Source organism: Nonomuraea sediminis (assembly GCF_018531495.1).
Taxonomy (GTDB): Bacteria; Actinomycetota; Actinomycetes; order Streptosporangiales; family Streptosporangiaceae; genus Nonomuraea; species Nonomuraea sediminis.
In genome coordinates this window covers 1,151,145-1,170,577 of the sequence record NZ_JAHDTI010000003.1, presented here as the reverse complement: position 1 = coordinate 1,170,577, position 19,433 = coordinate 1,151,145, and the positions used below count along the sequence as shown (strand labels likewise).

General features: G+C 70.4%; 18 protein-coding genes and 1 pseudogene. 13 read left to right on the top strand and 6 right to left on the bottom strand.

What is annotated here, in order from left to right; genetic code table 11:
* The first annotated feature begins 7 nt into the window (after window positions 1–7).
* Window positions 8–973: an AF_0692 family protein gene (locus tag KIK09_RS19460; protein ID WP_214320605.1), complete on the top strand. Its 966-nt coding sequence runs from the start codon at window positions 8–10 to the stop codon at window positions 971–973.
* Here the strand turns inward: KIK09_RS19460 and KIK09_RS19455 are convergent.
* Together KIK09_RS19455 and KIK09_RS19450 are read right to left on the bottom strand one after the other, a co-directional pair.
* Window positions 949–1,341 carry a DUF3224 domain-containing protein gene (locus KIK09_RS19455; RefSeq protein WP_250573260.1) on the bottom strand — a complete coding sequence of 131 codons (393 nt, stop codon included), beginning with the start codon at window positions 1,339–1,341 and terminating at the stop codon, window positions 949–951. The genes KIK09_RS19460 and KIK09_RS19455 overlap by 25 nt on opposite strands.
* Before the next feature lie 19 nt (window positions 1,342–1,360).
* Window positions 1,361–2,572, bottom strand: a complete 1,212-nt coding sequence (locus KIK09_RS19450) for an FAD-binding protein (protein WP_214320604.1) — start codon at window positions 2,570–2,572, stop codon at window positions 1,361–1,363.
* Window positions 2,573–2,598: 26 nt separating this feature from the next.
* Between KIK09_RS19450 and KIK09_RS19445 the strand changes: the two genes are divergently transcribed.
* Together KIK09_RS19445 and KIK09_RS19440 are read left to right on the top strand one after the other, a co-directional pair.
* A complete protein-coding gene (locus tag KIK09_RS19445; RefSeq protein WP_214320603.1) occupies window positions 2,599–2,940 on the top strand; it encodes a PLD nuclease N-terminal domain-containing protein in 342 nt (113 codons plus the stop codon).
* A 9-nt stretch (window positions 2,941–2,949) separates the two neighbouring features.
* A complete protein-coding gene (locus KIK09_RS19440; protein WP_214320602.1) occupies window positions 2,950–3,831 on the top strand; it encodes an NAD-dependent epimerase/dehydratase family protein in 882 nt (293 codons plus the stop codon).
* Here KIK09_RS19440 and KIK09_RS19435 read toward each other — a convergent pair.
* The 4 genes from KIK09_RS19435 to KIK09_RS57845 form a co-directional block, all read right to left on the bottom strand.
* Window positions 3,828–4,676 carry an FAD-dependent oxidoreductase gene (locus tag KIK09_RS19435; RefSeq protein ID WP_214320601.1) on the bottom strand — a complete coding sequence of 283 codons (849 nt, stop codon included), beginning with the start codon at window positions 4,674–4,676 and terminating at the stop codon, window positions 3,828–3,830. The genes KIK09_RS19440 and KIK09_RS19435 overlap by 4 nt on opposite strands.
* 123 nt (window positions 4,677–4,799) lie before the next feature.
* Complete coding sequence (locus KIK09_RS19430) at window positions 4,800–5,609, bottom strand: SAM-dependent methyltransferase (RefSeq protein ID WP_308164189.1); 810 nt, start codon at window positions 5,607–5,609, stop codon at window positions 4,800–4,802.
* Window positions 5,610–5,681: 72 nt separating this feature from the next.
* Window positions 5,682–6,332, bottom strand: coding sequence for a response regulator (locus tag KIK09_RS19425; RefSeq protein ID WP_214320599.1), 651 nt, complete (start codon window positions 6,330–6,332; stop codon window positions 5,682–5,684).
* Window positions 6,329–7,450, bottom strand: coding sequence for a sensor histidine kinase (locus KIK09_RS57845; protein WP_214320598.1), 1,122 nt, complete (start codon window positions 7,448–7,450; stop codon window positions 6,329–6,331). The genes KIK09_RS19425 and KIK09_RS57845 overlap by 4 nt, the downstream gene beginning before the upstream one ends.
* A gap of 131 nt (window positions 7,451–7,581) precedes the next feature.
* Between KIK09_RS57845 and KIK09_RS19415 the strand changes: the two genes are divergently transcribed.
* From KIK09_RS19415 to KIK09_RS19375, 10 genes and pseudogenes are all read left to right on the top strand, one after another.
* The gene (locus tag KIK09_RS19415; protein ID WP_214320597.1) at window positions 7,582–9,006 is read left to right on the top strand and encodes an MFS transporter; all 1,425 of its coding nucleotides are present in this window, start codon (window positions 7,582–7,584) and stop codon (window positions 9,004–9,006) included.
* Entirely contained in the window at window positions 8,949–10,976 is a 2,028-nt protein-coding gene (locus tag KIK09_RS19410; protein WP_214320596.1) for a S9 family peptidase, read from the top strand. The genes KIK09_RS19415 and KIK09_RS19410 overlap by 58 nt, the downstream gene beginning before the upstream one ends.
* Window positions 10,973–12,262: a serine hydrolase domain-containing protein gene (locus tag KIK09_RS19405; protein ID WP_214320595.1), complete on the top strand. Its 1,290-nt coding sequence runs from the start codon at window positions 10,973–10,975 to the stop codon at window positions 12,260–12,262. The genes KIK09_RS19410 and KIK09_RS19405 overlap by 4 nt, the downstream gene beginning before the upstream one ends.
* Before the next feature lie 268 nt (window positions 12,263–12,530).
* The gene (locus KIK09_RS19400) at window positions 12,531–13,583 is read left to right on the top strand and encodes a hypothetical protein (RefSeq protein ID WP_308164188.1); all 1,053 of its coding nucleotides are present in this window, start codon (window positions 12,531–12,533) and stop codon (window positions 13,581–13,583) included.
* 247 nt (window positions 13,584–13,830) lie between these two features.
* Window positions 13,831–14,001 (top strand): annotated as a pseudogene (locus tag KIK09_RS60620) (ArsR/SmtB family transcription factor); the annotation flags it as partial.
* Window positions 14,002–14,166 (top strand): hypothetical protein, encoded by a 165-nt coding sequence (locus KIK09_RS60615; RefSeq protein ID WP_250573258.1) that lies wholly within the window; start codon window positions 14,002–14,004, stop codon window positions 14,164–14,166.
* A complete protein-coding gene (locus KIK09_RS19390) occupies window positions 14,163–14,384 on the top strand; it encodes a hypothetical protein (protein ID WP_214320594.1) in 222 nt (73 codons plus the stop codon). Before KIK09_RS60615 ends, KIK09_RS19390 begins: the two co-directional genes overlap by 4 nt.
* A 218-nt stretch (window positions 14,385–14,602) precedes the next feature.
* Window positions 14,603–16,825, top strand: coding sequence for an MMPL family transporter (locus tag KIK09_RS19385; RefSeq protein ID WP_214320593.1), 2,223 nt, complete (start codon window positions 14,603–14,605; stop codon window positions 16,823–16,825).
* 307 nt (window positions 16,826–17,132) lie between these two features.
* The gene (locus tag KIK09_RS19380) at window positions 17,133–18,233 is read left to right on the top strand and encodes a hypothetical protein (protein WP_214320592.1); all 1,101 of its coding nucleotides are present in this window, start codon (window positions 17,133–17,135) and stop codon (window positions 18,231–18,233) included.
* Window positions 18,234–18,748: 515 nt separating this feature from the next.
* Window positions 18,749–19,402, top strand: coding sequence for a LysE family translocator (locus KIK09_RS19375; RefSeq protein WP_214320591.1), 654 nt, complete (start codon window positions 18,749–18,751; stop codon window positions 19,400–19,402).
* The last annotated feature ends 31 nt before the right edge of the window (window positions 19,403–19,433 follow it).

Genomic DNA, 19,433 nt, shown 5'->3' with positions numbered 1-19,433 from the left:
TCGTGGCATGCGTCGAATCGTTCCGGCTCTCGGTCTCGCTCTCCTGTCCCCTCTGGTCGCGGAGTACCTGCTGGGGGACTTCCCGATCACGTCGCTGCACTTCCTGATCATGCTCGCCCCCACGTACGGCGGGGCCACGGTGCTCATCCGCGAGGTGGCGCGGCGCGCCGGGCTGCGCTGGCCGAGCATCGTGCTGATGGCGCTGGCCTACGGGGTGTTCGAAGAGGGGATCATGACGATGTCCCTGTTCAACCCGAACTACGCCGGCCAGCACCTGCTGGACGTCGGGTTCGTCCCCGCGCTCGGGATCGGCGTGCCGTGGACGCTGTTCGTGCTCTGCCTGCACACGGTGTGGAGCGTCAGCGTGCCGATCGCGCTGGTGGAGGAGCTGGCAGGCGAGCAGCGGACAACCCCGTGGCTCGGCAAGGCAGGGCTCGGCGTGGCGGCCGTGCTTGCGCTGCTGGGCGCGGCGTTCACCACGGTCTTCTCCTACCAGATGAGCCACTTCCTGGCCTCGGTCCCGCAGCTCGTCGCCATCGTGGTGATCGTGGTGGCGCTCGTCGTGGCGGCCTTCCGGTTGCCGAGGCGTACGACGCCCGTCACGGGCACGGCGCCAAGCCCGTGGCTGGTGCTCGCGGTGACGCTGGTGGCCGGGCTCGTGTTCGAGGTGATGACGCTGATGCCCGGCCAGGCCCCGGCGTGGCTGGCGATCGTGACGCTGGTCGCCGCCGAGGCGGGCATGGCGGTCCTGGCGCTGACCTGGTCGGCCCGGCAGGGCTGGGGCGCCGGGCACCGGATGGCGCTGGCCGGCGGGGCCCTGCTGACCTACGCCTGGCACGCCTTCTTCACCGGGCCCCTCGTCCCCTCGACGCCGACGATGGATCTGGTCAGCCACCTCGTCTTCGGGCTCGGCGCGCTGGTCCTGCTCGGGCTGGCAGCGCGGAAGGCTCAGAGGGAGTACTCGAAGGTGTAGGAGTGCGAGCCGTCGGGCGCGATCTGGATGTCCATCGTGCCCCGCAGCCCGCGCAGCTCCCCGGTGCCGGAGTCGGGCACCACGCTCACCGTGAGCGACTGCTTCCCGCGGTCGCTCACGGCGTTGTGCTGGACCACGAAGCTCCCCTCGCGGCCGTCGAGCGTGCCGTCGATGCGCTCGATCGCCACGTACGAGCGGGAGTCCTCGACCTCGGTGGCCGCCACCAGCAGGGTGACCAGGCTCGTGGCCGTCAGGTCGCCGTGGAAGGTCTTGGTCATCGTGACCTGGCCGAGCTGGATGCCGTCCCGGTCGTCGTAGGGCGGCTGAGGCGTCCAGCCACCGGTTTCGAAGGTTCCCTTTGCTGTCATGCGGACGATCCTCGCAGTCTTACCTGTCATCCACTGTCAGGTATGCGCGCAGGAAGTCGTTGCCGAACTTGCCCGCCGGGTCGTACCGCCCGGCCAGCTCGCGGAACTCCTCAGGGCAGGCGGGCAGCCGGGTGAACAGCTTCCCCCAGTGCGGCCGCGGCTCCAGCGGCGCGAGCACGTCCTCCACCAGCCCGATCACCGGCAGCACCGCCGCCGTGTCGCGGACCCAGGTGAAGTGGATCGCCACGCTGTCGCGGCCGCGGAACGGGCTCAGCCACAGCTCGTCGGCCGCCACGGTCCTGACCTCCGAGATCTGCAGCACGGGTGCGAGCCTGTCGCGTACGGCCCGCAGCCGCGTGATCGCCTCGGCCGCATGCTCCCTGGGCAGCAGGAACTCCGACTGCAGCTCGTCGCCCGCGCTGCTGGGTGGGAAGTCGTGCCGGAAGTGCGGCAGCCGCTCGTGCCACGGTCCCGGCTCGCCGAGTTGCCCGGTGCAGCCGTCGGCGGGCATGCCGGGCACGGGATGCGCCTGGCGGGTGGCGGGCCGCGTGCCGTACCAGCCGTCGTCGGTCAGTTCCGTGTGGCGCTTGAGCCAGACGTGGGTGGAGCTCCAGTCGGTGAACAGGCTGACGCTGTAGCCGGTGGACATGATCTCGGCGGGGTCGAAGCCGGGCTCCAGGCCCTCCCTGACGTACTGGTGCAGCTCGAAGGCCGGTACGAGGTCGAGCGTGAGCGTCGTGACGACGCCGAGCGCGCCGAGCGCCACCACCGCGCCGGGAAAGTCCGGATCGCGGCGTTGCAGGCTGACCAGCGACCCGTCGTAGGTGACCAGGTCGATCGCGGACACGGCCGCGGACAGGCACTGGTTGGCGTCGCCGGAACCGTGGGTGGCGGTCGCGACCGAGCCGCCGATCGAGATGTGCGCCAGCGAGGCCAGGTTGGCCAGCGCGAACCCGTGCCGGTGCAGCTCCGGCGCGAGCCGCGCGTAGGTGACGCCCGCGCCGACCCGCACGCTGCCCGCCGCCATGTCCACGTCCACCTCGTACGGCATGCCGTCCAGCGCGACCAGGTCACCCGGCGAGTCGGCGACGTGGCTGAAGGAGTGGCCGCTGCCCAGCGCGTGGATCCGCGAGGCGCCGGCGATCAGGCGCTGGAGCTCGCTCAGCGACGTGGGCCGGTGGATCTCGCCCGCGCGAAAGGCTAAGTTTGCCGCCCAGTTCCTCAGCTCCATGACACGATCTTCGCAGGAGGTGCGCCGTGCTTTACCTGTCCGAGGGTCTCGGCCTGATCACGCTGGTGCTCTGGCTGTATGCCCTGTTCGATGTGATCACCACGCCCGAGGAGGCGTGCAGGAACTTACCCAAGATCCTGTGGTTGTTCATCGTGCTGCTGTTCCCGCTCGTGGGGTCGCTGGTGTGGCTGGCCGGCGGGCGGCCGCAGGCGGTGCGCAGCGGGCCGCCGAGCCGCTACCCGGAGTACGACAGGCCGGGCCGGTTCGCCGCCACCAACCCCGACGACGACGAGGAGTTCCTGCGCCGCTGCCGCGAGCGGGCCGAGGAACAGCGACGCAACGCCCCCAAGCGGCCCGATGAGGCTTAGGCTCGTCATGTGAGGGTTTTCGTCACCGGTGGCACCGGGGCGATCGGCCGTCATGCGATCCCGGCGCTGGTCGGCGCCGGGCACACGGTAACCGCCCTGGCCCGCACACCGGCCAAGGCGGCCGCGCTCGCCGAGCAGGGGGCGGCCGCGGTCACCGTGTCGCTGTACGACCGTGGGGCTCTGGCCGAGGCGTTCGAGGGGTACGACGCGGTCGTCAACCTGGCCACCGCCATCCCGCCGATGTGGCGCTTCATGAGCTCCAAGGCATGGGCGGAGAACCGGCGGGTCCGCTCCGAGGGGTCTGCCGTCGTCGTCTACGCCGCGCTCGAGGCCGGGGTCGGGCGGCTGATCCAGGAATCGGTGGCGATGGTCTACCACGACTGCGGCGGCTCCTGGATCGACGAGAGCGCGCCGGTGGACGACTATCCGCTCGCCCAGTCAAACTTCGCCGCCGAGGCCAACACCCACCTGTTCACCGCCGCGGGCGGGATCGGGGTGGTGCTGCGGTTCGGCTGGTTCTACGGGCCCGGCGCCACGCACAGCGAGCAGTTGCTCGCGATGGCCCGGCGCCACGTCGGGATGGTCCTCGGGCCGGCGGAGGGCTACGTCTCCTCCGTCCACGTGGCCGACGCGGGCGAGGCCGTCGCCGCCTCGCTGCACGCCCCCGCGGGGACGTACAACGTGGTCGACGACGAGCCCATGACCAAGCGCGACTACGCCGAGGCCGTCGCCAGGGCGGCCGGCTCGGACCTGTGGGTACGCGGGCCCGGGCGGGGCGCGCTGCTGTTCGGCGACGCGCTCACCTCGCTGACGCGGTCGCTGCGGGTCAGCAACGGCCGCTTCAAGGAGGCGACCGGCTGGGCGCCGCGCCACCCACGGGCCTTCGCCTAGATCGGCAGCGGGTCCGAACCCAGCACACGTTCGCCGTTGGCCGCCGATTCGCGTACCGCGGCGAAGCCGTACTCGGTCATCGCCGCCTCGTAGCCGGCTATCGCGTCCGTCCCCTGCGCCAGCGCGGCCGCCAGGGCGGCGGCGTCGCGCATGGCGGTGTTGGCGCCGACGCCGCCCGCCGGGCTCATGGCGTGGATGGCATCGCCGAGCAGCGTGATGTTGGTGGTGGGCCACGGGTCGATGGGGACGCTGGTGCGCAGCGTGATGGGGAAGACCGTCTCGGGGTCCCAGTGCTCGATCATGGCCCGGACGTCGGGGTGCCAGTCGCCGATGCGCTCCAGCACTTCCGCCTTCTCGGAGATGTCGGGGATGCGGCCTCCGAAGGAGACCGTCATGTAGTCCTGCGCTCCGCTGAGCCGTACCTCGGGGGCGAGCCTGGCCGCCGCGCGCTCGATGGGCTCGGGGAACTCGACGGGGCCCAGCCCGACGTACTCGCCGCCAGGCCCGACGATGGGCGTGAACACGGCGTACATCTCGTCGGTGAACAGCCCTCTCGTCTCGGCGTCGAGCGGGATGCGGCCGTAGAGCTGGTGGATACCGGTCTCCACGACGCGCGCGTGCGGCAGGTACTGGCGGCGCACGGCGGAGTTGACCCCGTCGGCGGCGACCAGCACGTCTCCGGTGGCCGTGGTGCCGTCATGGAAGTGCGCGGTGACCCTGCCGCCGGCCCGCTCCTCGTAGTGCGTGAGCCTCCTGCCGAACCGGACGTCGATCCCGGTGCCGAGGATTTCCCGCAATATCACGCGATCGACGGACACGTGGATGCCGTCCGGGTCGCGCGGCATGACATCCGTCCCTTCCTTGTGACACGACACAGAAAGGGACGTACAGGTCACACCCTGGGGTGCGGTGTTCTTGTCACCCGGACTAACCCATACCGGGCTTCGGTCTTCGCACGTCCTCGATCTTCACGCTAGCACTCCGACGCCGCCCTCGACGCGCAGCCGCGGAACCCCGTCGAGCAGCGGCACCTCGTCGTCGCCGCCCCGCCAGTCCTGCACCGGGACCAGCCCCGGCTCGAGCAGCTCGAACCCGTCGAAGAGCCGCAGCACCTGCTCGTGCGTGCGAAACACCGCCTGCGCGGGCGAGTTCGCCGTCGCGATCTGCAACTGCTTGATCGCCTCGGGGTCGCTCTCGGCCATCGTGTGCGACAGCACCAGGTGGCTGCCCGGCGCCATCCGCTCCCTGAACCTCTTCACGATCCCCGCCGGGTCCTCGTCGTCCATCACGAAGTGCAGGACGGCGAGCATCAGCACGCCCACCGGCTGGTCGAAGTCGATCAACCCGGTCACGTGCGGGTCGCTCAGGATCTCCTCCGGCTGCCGCAGATCGCCCCGGATACCGGCCACGCCGGGCTCGCTGGCCAGCAGCACGTCGGCGTGCAGCCGCACCACCGGGTCGTTGTCGACGTACACCACCCGGCACGCCGGGTTCACCCGCCTGGCCACCTCGTGCACGCTGGGCGAGGTCGGAATGCCGGTCCCCAGATCGATGAACTGCCTGATGCCCTGCTCGGCCATCTGCCGCACGGCCCTGACCAGGAAGACCCGATTGGCCCTGGCCACCAGCCGCGTGTCAGGCGCCACGGCCAGCAGCCGATCTGCCACCGCCCGATCAACGGCCAGATGATCCTTCCCGCCGAGCAAGTAGTCGTACACGCGGGCGGAACTGGGAACGGACGGGTCGACACCGGGCGGCACACGCTCGAGCTCGGACACGAACAAGATTCTATCCACCCCCATCCGCCCACGCGCCGCGCTCCGATCTTCGCGAGAGCTCGTGGGGTGGTGTCAGCGGGTGACGAGGCCGGCGTCGTAGGCCAGGAGGGCGGCCTGGGTGCGGTTGGCGCAGCGGAGTTTGGCCAGGAGGCGTGAGACGTAGCCCTTGACGGTGGTCTCGCTGAGGAAGAGCTTGTCGCCGATCTGGGCGTTGGACAGGCCTTCGCCGAGGCAGGTCAGGACCTCCCGCTCGCGGTCGGTCAGCCCGCCGACCAGGTCGCGCGCCTGGTGGCGGGCCGGTCCCGCGAGGGTGAAGGAGCTGAACAGCCGCCGGGTCAGGGCGGGGGAGACGATCGTGTGCCCCTGGACCCCGACGCGGACGATGTCGATCAGGTCCTCGGGGTCGGTGTCCTTGAGCACGAAGCCCGTCGCCCCGGCCCGCACCGCCCGCACGGCGTACTCGTCCAGGTCGAACGTGGTCAGCACGATGACCTTGGGCGCGTGGGGCAGCCCGCAGATGCGTTCGGTGGCGGTCAGCCCGTCCACGCCCGGCATGCGGATGTCCATCAGCACCAGATCGGGAGCCAGCCGGACCACCGCCTCGGCGGCCTCGGCGCCGTCGTGGGCCTCGCCGGCCACCTCGATGTCCCCGGACCGCGACAGGATCGCGCGCAGATGGGCGCAGACCATCCGCTCGTCGTCCACGAGCAGCACCCGGATCACGGGGTCACCACCGGCAGCGCCGCGGTCAGCTCGAAGCCGCCCTCGGCCGTCGGCGCCGCGTGGAGGACGCCGCCCACCAGCTCGACCCGCTGCCGCAACCCGAGCAGCCCGGTGCGGGAGGAGGCCGGCAGCACGAAGGCCTCGGTCGCGGCCACGGCGTTGCGGACGCTCACCAGCAGCGCCGAATCCTGCCGGCTCAGCCGTACCAGCACCGCCGCTCCAGGCGCGTGCTTGCGCGCGTTGGTCAGCGCCTCCTGCACCACCCGATAGGCGGTACGCCCGAGCGCCGGCGAGACCGTGATGCCCTCGTCCTGGACCAGCTCCACGTCGAGCCCGGACTCGGCGACCAGCCGCGACACGTCGACGAGCGTCGGCTGCGGGGCCAGCTCGACGGGCCCCGCGTCGTGCAGGACGCCCACCACCTCGCGCAGCTCGTCGAGCGCGCGCCGCCCGGTGGCGCGCAACTCCTCGGCGGCCTGCCTGACCTCGCCGGTCGGCGCGGCCATCCGCAGCGAGCCCGCCTGCAGCACCATCAGGCTCACGTGGTGGGTGACCACGTCGTGCATCTCGCGGGCCAGCCGGGTGCGCTCCTCCGCCCGCGCCTGCTCGGCCAGGAACCGCTGCTCGCGCTCCGCCCGCTCGGCCCGGTCGGCCAGCGCCCTGTTGAGCCTGCGCTGGCTGTCGGCGTACAGGCCGAGGACCGTGGCGGGGACGACCGCCAGCCCGCAGATCGACACCAGCTGCAACGCCAGCGAGAGGCTGTCGGCCTGCCACAGGTGCGACATCACCAGCAGCGCCAGGCCCGCGACGACGATCAGCTGCCACCGGTCACCCCGGTAGGCGCCCAGGGCGTAGAGCGCGAACGGCATCGCCAGCGGCACCTCCAGGTATCCCAGCGGGATCAGCGTCAGCACGACGGCCAGCGGGAAGCGCCGCCTGGCAAGCAACGCCGCCGCGCCGGCCACCTGCACCCACAGCCCCTGCCACGGGACGTCGGGCACCAGCACCATCGGCACGGCGCCGTTCATCGCCAGGTCGCTGGTCACGCCCACCGCGCCCACGGCGACGGAGAGCGCGAGATCACCGGCCACGCGCCTGGCCTCGGCGTACGGTCTCACACGGCCACGCTAGCCGGGCCACGCCCTGATCGGATGCGACGAAAGTAGGTGCTCGCGACCTACCTTCGCGACGCGTTCCCGCACGATCCGGGGATCGTGGCGCTCGGCCGCGCGGCGGAATCCTCGATCCCATGACGGATCCCATGTCCCGTGACGACGCCCGGGCCGTGCTCGGCGTGACGGGCAAGAACGGCGACACCGCGCCGCTCCTGCGCACGCTGAGAGAACACGGGGCCGGCCTGTCGTTCATGATCGGGCTGAGCGTTCTGGCGATCGTGGACACCTTCCAGACGCAGGCCTTCACCGTGCTGGCCCCGGAGGTGTCCGCGGGGCTCGGGATGGAGCTGGGGACCATCTCCGGCATCGTGGGCGCCCAGGGCATCGCCGCGGGCCTGGCCCCGTTCGCCGTCGCGGCGCTGCTGCGCCGCCATCCCCACCGGGTACGGCTGGCCCTGGGCACCGGCTTCGCCTGGAGCATCACCACCCTGTTCACCGGCATGGTCGGCGGCCCCGTGTCGCTGGCCGCGCTGATGCTGGTCAACGGGGCCACCACGGGCACGGTCGCGGTGCTCCACCCGCCGCTGCTGATGGACGCCTACCCGCCGGCCGCCCGGATGCGGATCATGTCGCTGTACTCGGCGTCCTCACCGCTGGCGGGCATCCTGGCGCCGCTGTTCATCGCGGGCCTGGTGTCGTGGCTGGGCATGGACTGGCGGGCGGTGTTCGTCTCGCTCGGCGCGGTGTCGGTCGTGGCCTGCGTGTGCGCGCTGCGGCTGCGCGAGCCCGTGCTCGGCCGCTGGGACGTGGCCGAGTTGCGGGCCCGCGCCGGAATCTCACCCGCGCGGGACGGTACGCCGGGGTTCCTGGCGACGGTCGGGCGGGTGATGCGGATCCCGTCCATCCGCCGGATGGCGATCGGGTTCACCGCGATCGGCGCGCTGGCCGTGCCGTACGGAGTGGTGATCTCGATCATGCTGGCCGGCGAGTGGGGGCTGTCGGCCGGCCAGCGCGGCATGTTCACCAGCGCCGCCGCGGGGGTCTCGATCGTCGCGCTGGCGCTGTTCGGCGGCAAGGCCGAGGCCGCCTACCGGGCTGGTCCCGCGCGGTTCATGGCGCTCAGCGGCGGTGCGCTCGCGCTGGCCGCGCTCGCCTTCAGCCTGTCGGCGCTGCTGCCGAACCTGTGGCTGGTGCTGGCGTTGCTGGCGCTGGGGCAGGCGCTGCTCGCCGTCATCGGGCCGTGCCTGTTCATCGGCGGGCTCTCGGTCGTGCGGCCCGAGGACAGGGCGCACGCCATGGCCGCGCTCGGGCTGATCCTCGCCGTCGGCGGGCTGGTCGGCGCGGGCCTGCTGTCACTGGCCACGGCCTTCCTCGACGTGCGAGGGGCGATGCTCCTGCTGCTCCTGCCCGCCATCGCGGGGTCGCTGTTCGTCGCGACCCTGCACAAGACCCTCATGGGCGATCTCGACGCCCTGATCGATCACGCGATTGGAGAACACGAGTGCTCGACCGATACAGAAGGGCGCAAGCCCTCCACCTCTCCCGGCACGACGGACTGATCCACCGGGCGGTGGTGGTCCCGAACTGGGAGGGCGACTCGTTCTGGTACCGGGCCGACGCCGCCGAGTGCTACCGGGTGTTCCCCGAGACGGGGGAACGGCGGCGGGTAGCGGAACCGGACGCCTCACCGCCGCCCGGCCGCTACACCGTGACCACGTGGGACGGGAATCTCCTGGTGAACGGCGAGCCGCTCACCACCGACGGCGAACCCGGCCACGCCTACGGCCTGCCCAGCGATCAGGGCGGCCTGCCGATCGTGGCCCTGCAGGCGGGCATGAGCGAGCCGCCGCTGGTGGAGTGGGCGCCGGACGGCCGCAGGTTCGTCACGCTCCGCGTCGACCAGCGGCACGTCCCCCTGCTCACCATGACGCAGTCCTGCCCGCCCGGCGGCGGTCCCCGCCCCCTGGCGCACACGCTGCACTACGAGATGCCGGGCGACCCGCTGCCCACGTTCGAGCAGATGATCTTCGACGCGGAGACCGGCGACCGGATCGACCTCGCGATCGAGCCGCTGACCTTCACCCACGACGCCCCGCTCGGCATCGGACGCGTCTGGTGGGAGGACGACGACACCCTCTGGATGCTGTACGGCACGCGCGGCTACCGAGCGGCCCGGCTCTACCGCGTCGACGCGCGCACCGGCGCCGCCGAGGTCGTGCTCGAGGAGTCCAGCGACACGATCATGAACTCGTCTCCCACGATCGTCGAGCCGCCCCTCGTCCGCACCCGCGGCGAGCAGGTGCTGTGGTACTCCGACCGGTCCGGCTGGGGCCACCTCTACCTGTACGTGAACGGCGAGCTGAAGAACGCCGTCACCGAAGGGGAGTGGCTGGTCAGGGAGCTGGTCCACGTCGACTGGGACGCCAGACAGGTGTTGTTCGTCTCAGGCGGCCACGGCTCCAACCCCTACCACCGGCGGCTCTGCCGCGCCGGCCTGGACGGGACAGGCGTCACCGTGCTCACCCCCGAGGACGCCGACCACCAGATCGCCGCCTCGCCCGACGGCCGCTGGTTCGTCGACACCCACGCCGCTCCCGGACAGGCTCCCCTCACGGTCCTGTGGGACGCGGCGGGAACCGTGATCGCGGAACTCGAGCGCGCCGATCTCGCGGCGCTCGAGCGGACGGGGTGGCGGGCGCCCGAGCCGTTCACGGTCAAGGCCGCCGACGGCGTGACCGACGTCCACGGACTGCTGCACCTGCCCGCCGGCTTCGACCCGGCAGGGAGCTATCCGATCCTCGACTCGATCTACAACGGGCCGCAGATCACCAGGCAGCTCCGCACCACGCTGCGCGGCTTCCCCGTCGACCCGTTCCTGCTCGACCCCGTGGGCGGTGCCCCGATGCTGGCGCAGCTCGGGCTGGCCGTGGTGGTCATGGACGGGCGCGGCACGCCGTACCGGTCGAAGGACTTCCACGACGTCTCCTACGGTGACCCGGCCGCGACGGCGGGCATCGACGACCACGTGGCGGCCATCAGGCAGCTGGCCGCCGAGCGGCCCTACCTCGACCTGTCCCGCGTCGGCGTCATCGGGCACTCCGCCGGAGGCGCGGCGGCGCTCCAGGCGGTGCTGCGCCACCCGGACTTCTTCACCGCGGCCGTGTCCTCCGCGGGCGACCACGACCACAGCGGCTACTACGCGATCTGGGGCGAGACCTACCAGGGCCCGCCGCCCCAGGACTACTCCGTCGGTTCGCCGCTGCCCCTGGTGGGGGAGCTGCGGGCCAAGTTGCTGCTGCTGTTCGGTGAGATGGACGACAACTGCCACCCCGGGCTCTCGCTCCGGGTCGTCAACGCGCTGATCGCCGCGGACAAGGACTTCGAGATGCTCGTGGTCCCCAACGCCGACCACGGGTACGGCGCGGCCGAGGCGCACGTGCTGCGCCGCCAGTTCGACTTCCTCACCCGCCACCTCATCGGCCAGGAACCCCCGGCCGGCCACCACCTCGACCTCGGAGGCCCGCAGTGATCAGCCAGGACGACCTGGGCGCCAGGCTCGCCGAGCTCGCCCGCAAGCACGAGATCACCGGCGCGGCCGTCGCGCTCGGCAAGGCCGGTGCCGTCGCCGAGGCCGCCACCGGCGTCCTCAGCACCCGCACCGGCGCGCCGGTCACCACCGACTCGCTGTTCCAGATCGGTTCGATCGCCAAGGTGTGGACGGCCACGCTGATCATGCAGCTCGTCGGCGAGGGCGAGCTCTCCCTGGACCAGACCGTCGCCTCCGCGCTGCCCGGCTTCGCCCTCGCCGACGTCACGGTCCGCCATCTCCTCACCCACACGGGCGGCTTCGAAGGCGACGTCTTCGTCGACACCGGCAGAGGCGACGACGCGATCGAGAAGCTCGTCGCCCTGCTCGCCGACACGCCGCGACTCTTCCCGCCCGGCGCCCTGTGGTCCTACAACAACGCGGGCTACGTCGTGCTCGGCCGCCTCGTCGAGGTCCTGCGCGGCACGCCGTACGGCATGGCCCTGCGCACCCATCTGGCCGGCCCCCTCGGCCTGACGCACGTGGCCACCTGCGCGGACGAGGCGATCCTGTACGGCACGGCGGTCGGTCACGCGGGCGGCAAGCCGGTCGGGGTCTGGTCCCTCATGCGGTCCAACGAGCCGGCCGGTTCGAGCCTGGCCATGCGCGCCCGCGACCTGCTGACCTTCGCCACTGCGCTCATGGACGGCGGCATCCTGCCGCGGCACCTGGCCGACCTGATGCGCGAGCCCCAGGTGGACCTGCCGGATCTCGGCCGCCCCGCGTCCTGGGGGCTCGGCTGGGAGCTGCGGCACTGGCAGGGCGGGACGGTGGCGGGGCATGACGGCTCCACCCCCGGCCAGGCGGCCGCCCTGCTGACCGCGCCGTCCGCCGGGGTGGCGGCCGTCCTGCTGACCAACGGCGGCGATCCGGACCCGCTGCTCACCGAGCTGCTCCATCCCCTGGTGGAAGAGCTCGCCGCCGTCAGAGCGCCCGCGCCCCTGGTTCCTCCGGCGGAACCGCTCGCCATCGATGCCGGCCGCTACATCGGGCGCTACCTGTCGGCCACGGTCGCCTGGGACGTGACGGCGGACTCCGCGGGCGCGCTCTGGCTCACCGCCACTCCGCTCGGCGTCATGGCCGAACACGGTGAGCCGCAACGCTTCCGCCTGGTGAGACTGCGTGACGACACGTTCCTGTTCACCGGGGGCGCCGTCGCCTTCATCGGGGGAGACCGCATCGAGTTCCTCCACACCGGCCGAGCCAACCCCGCGGTTCCTCGTCCGTAGCGTGACGAGCGGCCGCGTCCCCTCAGCTGCCCGAGGTGGACATCAGCGGCTTGATCAAGCACCAGCGCATCGAAAACACCCGCGTCGAGGTCGTGAAGCTGATCCACTGGGTCCGCGACACCTGCGCCCGGCTGAAGGCCCGCCACACTGATCGCCAGGCGCGCCCGCCTGCCGGCCAGGCGAGAGGAACTCCTGCGCGCCTGGCCCGGAACTCCTGGCCCGTGCCGGACGTACAGGTGCCAGTGAAGCCTTCGAAGGGAGCGTCGAGGTGGCAGCGACCCACGCCGGTGTGCGGCGATTACTGGTTGATTCGGGCGAACCGCGGGAGTGGGTGACGCCCAGGACAGATCTGGTCACGGCGCTGCTGGGCGTCTGGTTCGGCATCGGATTGATGATCGACGCGTGGGCGCACAGCAATCTGTCGGAGCTGGAGACGTTCTTCACCCCCTGGCACGCGGCGTTCTACTCGGGGTTCGCCGCGGTCTCCGGCTGGATCGGCCTGCAGGCGTGGCGCAACCTCAGGAGGGGACGGCGGGGACTGGCCGCGGTCCCCATGGGTTACCTGGCCGGGCTCGTGGCGGTGCCCGCGTTCGCCGTCTTCGGCCTGGCCGACCTGACGTGGCACACCTTGCTCGGCATCGAGCAGAACATCGACATCCTGTTCAGCCCCTCGCATTTGGGGCTGATCGTGACGATGATGCTCATCATCACCACCCCGCTCCGCTCCGCCTGGAACGCCCCCGACGTGGGCGAGCGGCCCTCGCTCGGCCGCCTGCTGCCCGCGCTGATCGGACTGGCCTTCGCGGCCACGCTGGTGTCGCTGTTCGTGTCGTACGGCAACGCCATGCAGTACGGCGCGCCCGCCATCGTCGGATCCTTCTCGGCGCACGACGGCGCCGACGGGCTCGCCTCCGCGATGGTCATCACCAACATCGTCCTGCTCGCCCCGGTACTGCTTCTGGTCCGCCAGTGGCAGCTGCCGTTCGGCAGCGTGACTGTGATCTACGCGGTGGGCGTCCTGATGCCTGGCGCGCAGACGGCCTTCGAGAACCTGCCGATCCTGCTCGGCTTCGTGGCCGCCGGGATCGCGAGCGACCTCCTGATCCGCCGGCTCCGCCCATCAGCCGAACGCCGGGCCGCATTCTGGACCTTCGCCGCCCTGTCGGCCTTCGTCACGTGGTCCCTCTACATCGCGATCGCATCGCTGACGGTCGGCAGACTGCCCGCCGTACCGGAACTGTGGACCGGCGCCCCTATCGTGGCGGGCCTGATCGGCCTGGCCCTCGGCGCCCTGTTCCTCCCCACCGCCACCCGGCCGTGATCCACATTCCCCGCCTCGCCTGCTGAGCGCGCCTCCAACGCCAAGACCGGAGGCGCGCCGCACCTGTATCCCAGGCACGAGGTTGTTGAGGTGGTTCGCGCGATCTCCTGACGTAGGCGGCGGTGAAGGCAATGTCAGCCGAGGTTGACCCGCCTGTCTGTGATGGGACGCCTTGCGCATGGCCCCTAGGAGTCGGACGCACGAAACACGTGTAAGATTCAAATGACAGGTGTAAGGAGGTTGAACGCTGACCAGTGAGGAGCTGCTGAGCGCGCTCGCGGCCATCGGTCACCCGCAGCGCCTGAAGATCATCGCTGAGCTCTCGACGAGCCGGCTGCACGTCAGTGAGCTGGCCCGGCGGCTGGGCATTTCACGGCCTCTGCTCTACATGCATCTCCAGCGGCTGGAGCAGGCCGGAATGATCACCGGCGAGCTGGAACTGTCGCCAGAGGGAAAGGCGATGAAGTTCTACGAGCTGGTGCCGTTCACGCTCCACGTCACCGCGGACACGGTCCTCGACGCTCTTCGCGCGGATGAAGCGGCCGGAAAGGAAGGACTCGACAACGTGCAGGAGAGCCGATGACGAAGGAAACACTTCTCCCCCTGGGGGTCATACTGATCTGCACCGTGGGCATCACGGTGGCTTTCGTGCTCAGCGCCAGGCTGTACCGGGCGGCCATGGCGGAGTACCGGGCGGCTGTCGACCGGATGGCCAAGCAGCAGGATCAGGTGAGCGCCCAGCTCACCGAACTGGCCGGCCGGGTCACGGAGGTGGAGCGCCTCCTGCGCAGCGTCGACTGACCTGCAGTCCCCAGCCGGCGTTTCATCTGATTCCCGGCGATGAGATCCGGGGGCGGCGAGTGCCAGCTCGCCACCCCCGTGACAGAAGTCGCGCGACCACGCCGTTTCCGGCGTGCCTTCTTGCGCACGTACCTCCAACAGAAAGGAGAGCAGTTCATGCTGCTCCCATGCAAATTCGACCGCCCGCGCGCCGCGGGGGCGCCCGGTGAGGTGCGCTCATGAGCACGACGGCGGGACGCCGGTCCCCGGTCGTGCGCATGGCCGCCTGGAGCGCGGCCCACCCGTGGCGGGCGATCACCGGCTGGCTGCTGTTCGTGGCGATGTGCCTGGGGACCGGGATCGCGGCCGGCACCAACAACGCCGGCACCGAGGACTACTGGGTCGGCGAGGCCGGACGGGCCGAGCAGATCGCCTCCGGCGTGGGCCTGCAACGCCGGCCCGAGGAGCACGTCCTGATCAGGGCCGGGACGGGACCGCTTGACCTCACTGCCGCCCGCGCCGCCGCACGGGATATCACCGCCCGGATGAAGGGGCTTGCCGAGGTCGACAGCGTCAGCCCGCCGGTACGTTCTGCCGACGGCACGACGCTGATGATCTCCGTGACGATGAAGGGCCCCGAGCTGGACGCCCGGCAGCATGTCGACCCGCTGCTCGCGCAGACCGCCGCGGCCCAGCGCGACCTTCCCGGCCTGGTCGTGGAGCAGACCGGCAGCGCCTCCATCAGCAAGGGCGTCAACCAGCAGCGCGGCGACGACCTCGCGCTCTCAGAGGCGATCTCGTTCCCGGTCACGCTGATCACCCTGCTGGTGGTGTTCGGCTCCGTGCTGATGGCCGCCGTCCCGCTGCTGCTTGCGCTTTCGTCGATCGCCGCCGCCATGGGGCTGTCCATGCTGGTCTCGCACCTACTGCCGGACGCCGGGGTCGGCAACAACGTCATCCTGCTGATCGGCATGGCGGTCGGCGTGGACTACACGCTCTTCTACCTCAAGCGCGAGCGCGAGGAACGGGCCCGCGCGGGCGGACGGCTCAGCGCGCAAGCCGTGGTGGAACTTGCCGCCGCCACGTCCGGCCGGGCGGTCGTGGTCTCGGGGCTGGCCGTGCTCGTCTCCACCGCCACGCTCTACCTGGCCGCCGACGTCGTGTTCTCCTCCCTGGCCACGGGCACCGTGCTCGTCGTGCTGGTCGCGATGGCCAGCTCGGTGACCGTACTGCCCGCGCTGCTCGTCAAGATCGGGCAACGTGCTGAACGGCGGGCCGGCCGTACGGCCCAGCGGGGTGTGCCGACGCGCCGACGGGAGCGCGGGACGGACGGCGGCCGGCTGTGGCGGGCGCTGCTGCGGCCGGCCGGCCGGCATCCCGTGCTCACCCTGGCCGTCTCTGTCCTGGCGATGATCGCCCTGGCCCTGCCCGCACTGGGTATGGAACTGCGCGTGCTCAACCGGGACAGCCACTCCCGCGAGATCCCGGCGCTGCGGATCCACGACCGGATGACCGCCGCGTTCCCCGAGTTGCAGACCCGGCACCAGATCGTCGTACGCGATGAGCGGAGCCGTACGGAACAGGTCGGCCAGGCGCTGCAGGAGCTCAGCCGGCGGGCCCAGGGCGACCCGCTGTTCGCCAAGGACGCCCCGGCCGTGCGCACCTCCGGCGACGGCCGGGTCAGCGTCCTGGAGCTGGCCGTGCCGTACAGGCTGAGCTCGGCGGAGGCGGAGCGTTCGCTGGCGCACCTCCGCAACGACTACCTGCCCGCCACGGTGGGCGCGATCGCGGGCGTGGAGTCGGCCGTCACCGGAGACGCGGCACGCAACGTGGACGACCTCGATCACGTGAACGCGAAGCTACCGCTGGTGGCCGGGCTGCTGCTGCTCGTCACTCTGGTCATGACGATGATCGTGTTCCGCTCGGTGACGTTGGGGCTGCTCGGGGTGCTGCTCAACTCGCTGTCGGCGGCAGCCTCGTTCGGGCTGGTGGTGGTCTTCTTCCAGCACGGCCTGGCGACGTCGCTGTTCGGCTTCGACCCCAGCGCCACCAGCGCGATCGGCTCCCGGGTTCCGCTGTTCCTCCTGGTGATCCTGTTCGGGCTGTCGATGGACTACCAGGTGTTCGTGGTCAGCCGCATCCGCGAGAAAGTGGCCGCCGGGGTGCCGACCCGCCAGGCGGTGCTCGACGGCATCACCGGCTCGGCGGGCGTGGTGAACAGCGCCGCGATCGTCATGGTGACCGTGTTCGCCGGGTTCGTGTTCCTGCATCTGGCCGAGATGAAACAGATCGGATTCAGCCTCGCGGTGGCCGTGCTGCTGGACGCCTTCGTCATCCGCACCACGATCCTGCCCGCGGCCATGATCCTGCTCGACCGGTGGACCTGGTGGCCCGCCAATCTGGCCCGCCGCACACCGCATCCCGTCGTCTCGGGCGAGTACGCGAGGGCGACCGTGGAGTAGCGATTGCTCGCCTTCGTTCTCCTCAAGTGACCGGAGGTGGGAAGCGGCTCGCGTCCAAACCGATCTCCGCGATGATCGTGCGAGCGACGACGAGGAGGTCATTCAGCACTCCGCCTGCTCAACCAGGCGTTCTTCCGACCTGGTGCGGCGGTTCTTGGGCCGCGGTTACGGGGCCATGGTCGAGATCCCGGACCTCAGGTGCCAGAGGGCATGACCTGATGCATACGGATACCTAACCGCCGCCAGGCGGTCGACGTTCGGATCGCGGGTATTCATGACACACAGCGCCACACCGTGGGGAATCAAAATGCCGCGATCCACATGGGGCCGCTTCTGGGCACGGTGCACCTCGGCGTGGCCTCGATTCGTCGCCCTGCTGCTGTTGGCGCCGGCCGCCTGGTTGGCCTACCTGTTCTGGCAGGTTCCGGTCGATGATCCACTGACCCTGTCGGCGTTCCTGCTCGATCGCATCTTGCAGGTTTCCACAGGCTTGATGCTGCCTCTGGCGATGTTGCTGATACTGGTGGCACCGTGGCGGATCGCCCGACCGGCGGCCGTAGTCGGCGGGGCCGTTTCCTTCGTCCTTGGTATGTCCGTTGTTTTCGCGGCACTCCGGCCTCCGGTGAAAGGGTGGCCCGTTGTGCTCGCTGTCCTGAGCGCGACCGCGGGCGCGGCGCTGCTCATCTGGGTGCTGCATCGCCTTGGCCACAGGAAGATGTCGGCCCTGCCGCTGCTCGCGCCATTGTCCCTTCTTCCGGCCTTGCAGTTCTGGCATCAGACGTCGTTTCTGCCCGCGCAGCTCAGTACGTCGTTGAGCATGGAACCGCGAGTGATCGTCCAGAGCGCGGACGGCGGGCGCATTCGCGGAGTCGTCGAGAATGCCATCCACAACAAGAGTGACGTGGCCGCCATCGTCCTGGCCAGTGGGCTGAGGATATGCTTTCGCGGATCGATCACAGCTGCGGAAAGGGGCTGTATCGCCACCCGGCCGATCGATGACCGGTCGATCGTGGATGCGAAAGCCACCACCACCTACCGCATACCTTTCGAGGCGACGCCTCCCGACAATGCAATTGTTACCTTGTACGCCAGGATATGGTATGCGCGCGCTGACCGATTGAGGATCAATTATGACAGCGGCGAAGAGCCTCGAATGGAGAAATTCGATAGATGCTCCGGCAAGGTGACCACATATCGCTTGCGCCCCGACTCCAGGCTAAAGGGCCTCGTGCAGCAGGATCGCCTGCTCGTCTACGATGAAGTCAGCGACGAAGAGGGAAGCCAGGTAACGTTCTTCCTGACGACTCCCGGCCGGCCTCTCTGTGCCTCGCCGCGCTACATTCAGGACCAGCTGGGCGTCAGAAGCTTTTGGGTCGGCTCGCAGGAATGGCTTCACACAACGAAATAGGCGAGCTCCCCGATACGGCGAAGCGAGCCACGAATCCGCTAGGCCGCAAGCGTGAGATCAAATACATCCGAGCTTGTAGATGGGGATCTCCGCGGCTGCCCTGCGCCGACGGTTGGCGATCCGGCCGCGGCGCTCGGCGGTGATCGTCGTGATCCCACCTCGGCGCACGTCGAGGTGGACGGGCGAGGGGAGAGCGCCTCACAGGCGTTATGTGAGCCTTTTCCAATCTGAAGTCGCTGGTCAGCGGGCTGGTGTGGGTGATGCGGCGGCGAGTGGTGCTGGCGGACCGTGCTGAACGCCTACGCAAGGAGCTTGCCGACATCGATACCTTCCCGACCGCCCGGCGCTGAGTGGCAAGGGCCTCCGCTGACCGGTTGTGCCAAGCCGGAGACAACCGAGGGAGCGGCCGACTCCCAGGGGCGAAGCGCCGAGCGAGCAGCGGCATCAGTCCTGCTGATGCGCAGTGAAGCAGACCGCATTGGACGTCATCGCGGCCGCGGCTTCAGGATGGCCGCATGACCGTTTTCTCTGCTATCGCCTCTTTTGCCGTAGTGGCAGGCATGCTGACCATCATGCCGGGACTGGACACCGCTCTGGTGCTACGCTCCGCCATCACCCTGGGCAGGCGCCGGGCCTTCGCGACGGCGTTGGGGATCCTCTGCGGCGTGCTCGTGTGGGGCGTGGCCGCCGCGGTCGGTGCCTCGGCGGTGCTCACGGCATCCCATCTGCTGTACGACGCGTTGCGCGTGGTCGGTGCCGGGTACCTGGCGTGGCTGGGGATCGGCATGCTCCGCCGGACGATCAAGGAGCGCGGCCGGCCCGTGTCGGGGGATGCGGCGGACGGAGCGGGAGCCACGGCCGCGGAGGCGACGTGGGCACGGTCCTGGGCGCGCGGGCTGGGCACCAGCCTGCTGAACCCGAAGAACGGCGTCTTCTACATGGCGATGCTGCCCCAGTTCATCCCCACCGACGCCCCGCATCTGCTGATGGGGGTCGTCCTGGCGACCGTGCATGACCTGGAGGGGCTGGTCTGGTTCAGCGCGCTGATATTCGGCACCCAGCTCGTCCGCCGGTGGCTGAACCGCAGCTCGGTGCAGCGGGTCATCGACGCGATCACCGGCACCGTACTCATCGGCTTCGGCATCAAGTTGGCACTCGGAGACAACTGACCAGCAGGAACGGCTGACCAGTACGAGCGCT

Excerpts from the sequence above, each read along its gene's own strand:
- KIK09_RS19435 (WP_214320601.1), bottom strand. The coding sequence starts at position 4,676 with ATGCCGCGCGACCCGGACGGCATCCACGTGTCCGTCGATCGCGTGATA.
- KIK09_RS19375 (WP_214320591.1), top strand. The coding sequence starts at position 18,749 with ATGACCGTTTTCTCTGCTATCGCCTCTTTTGCCGTAGTGGCAGGCATG.
- KIK09_RS60615 (WP_250573258.1), top strand. The coding sequence starts at position 14,002 with ATGATCACCGGCGAGCTGGAACTGTCGCCAGAGGGAAAGGCGATGAAG.
- KIK09_RS19455 (WP_250573260.1), bottom strand. The coding sequence starts at position 1,341 with ATGACAGCAAAGGGAACCTTCGAAACCGGTGGCTGGACGCCTCAGCCG.
- KIK09_RS19415 (WP_214320597.1), top strand. The coding sequence starts at position 7,582 with ATGACGGATCCCATGTCCCGTGACGACGCCCGGGCCGTGCTCGGCGTG.
- KIK09_RS19390 (WP_214320594.1), top strand. The coding sequence starts at position 14,163 with ATGACGAAGGAAACACTTCTCCCCCTGGGGGTCATACTGATCTGCACC.
- KIK09_RS19385 (WP_214320593.1), top strand. The coding sequence starts at position 14,603 with ATGAGCACGACGGCGGGACGCCGGTCCCCGGTCGTGCGCATGGCCGCC.
- KIK09_RS19460 (WP_214320605.1), top strand. The coding sequence starts at position 8 with ATGCGTCGAATCGTTCCGGCTCTCGGTCTCGCTCTCCTGTCCCCTCTG.
- KIK09_RS19450 (WP_214320604.1), bottom strand. The coding sequence starts at position 2,572 with ATGGAGCTGAGGAACTGGGCGGCAAACTTAGCCTTTCGCGCGGGCGAG.
- KIK09_RS19380 (WP_214320592.1), top strand. The coding sequence starts at position 17,133 with ATGCCGCGATCCACATGGGGCCGCTTCTGGGCACGGTGCACCTCGGCG.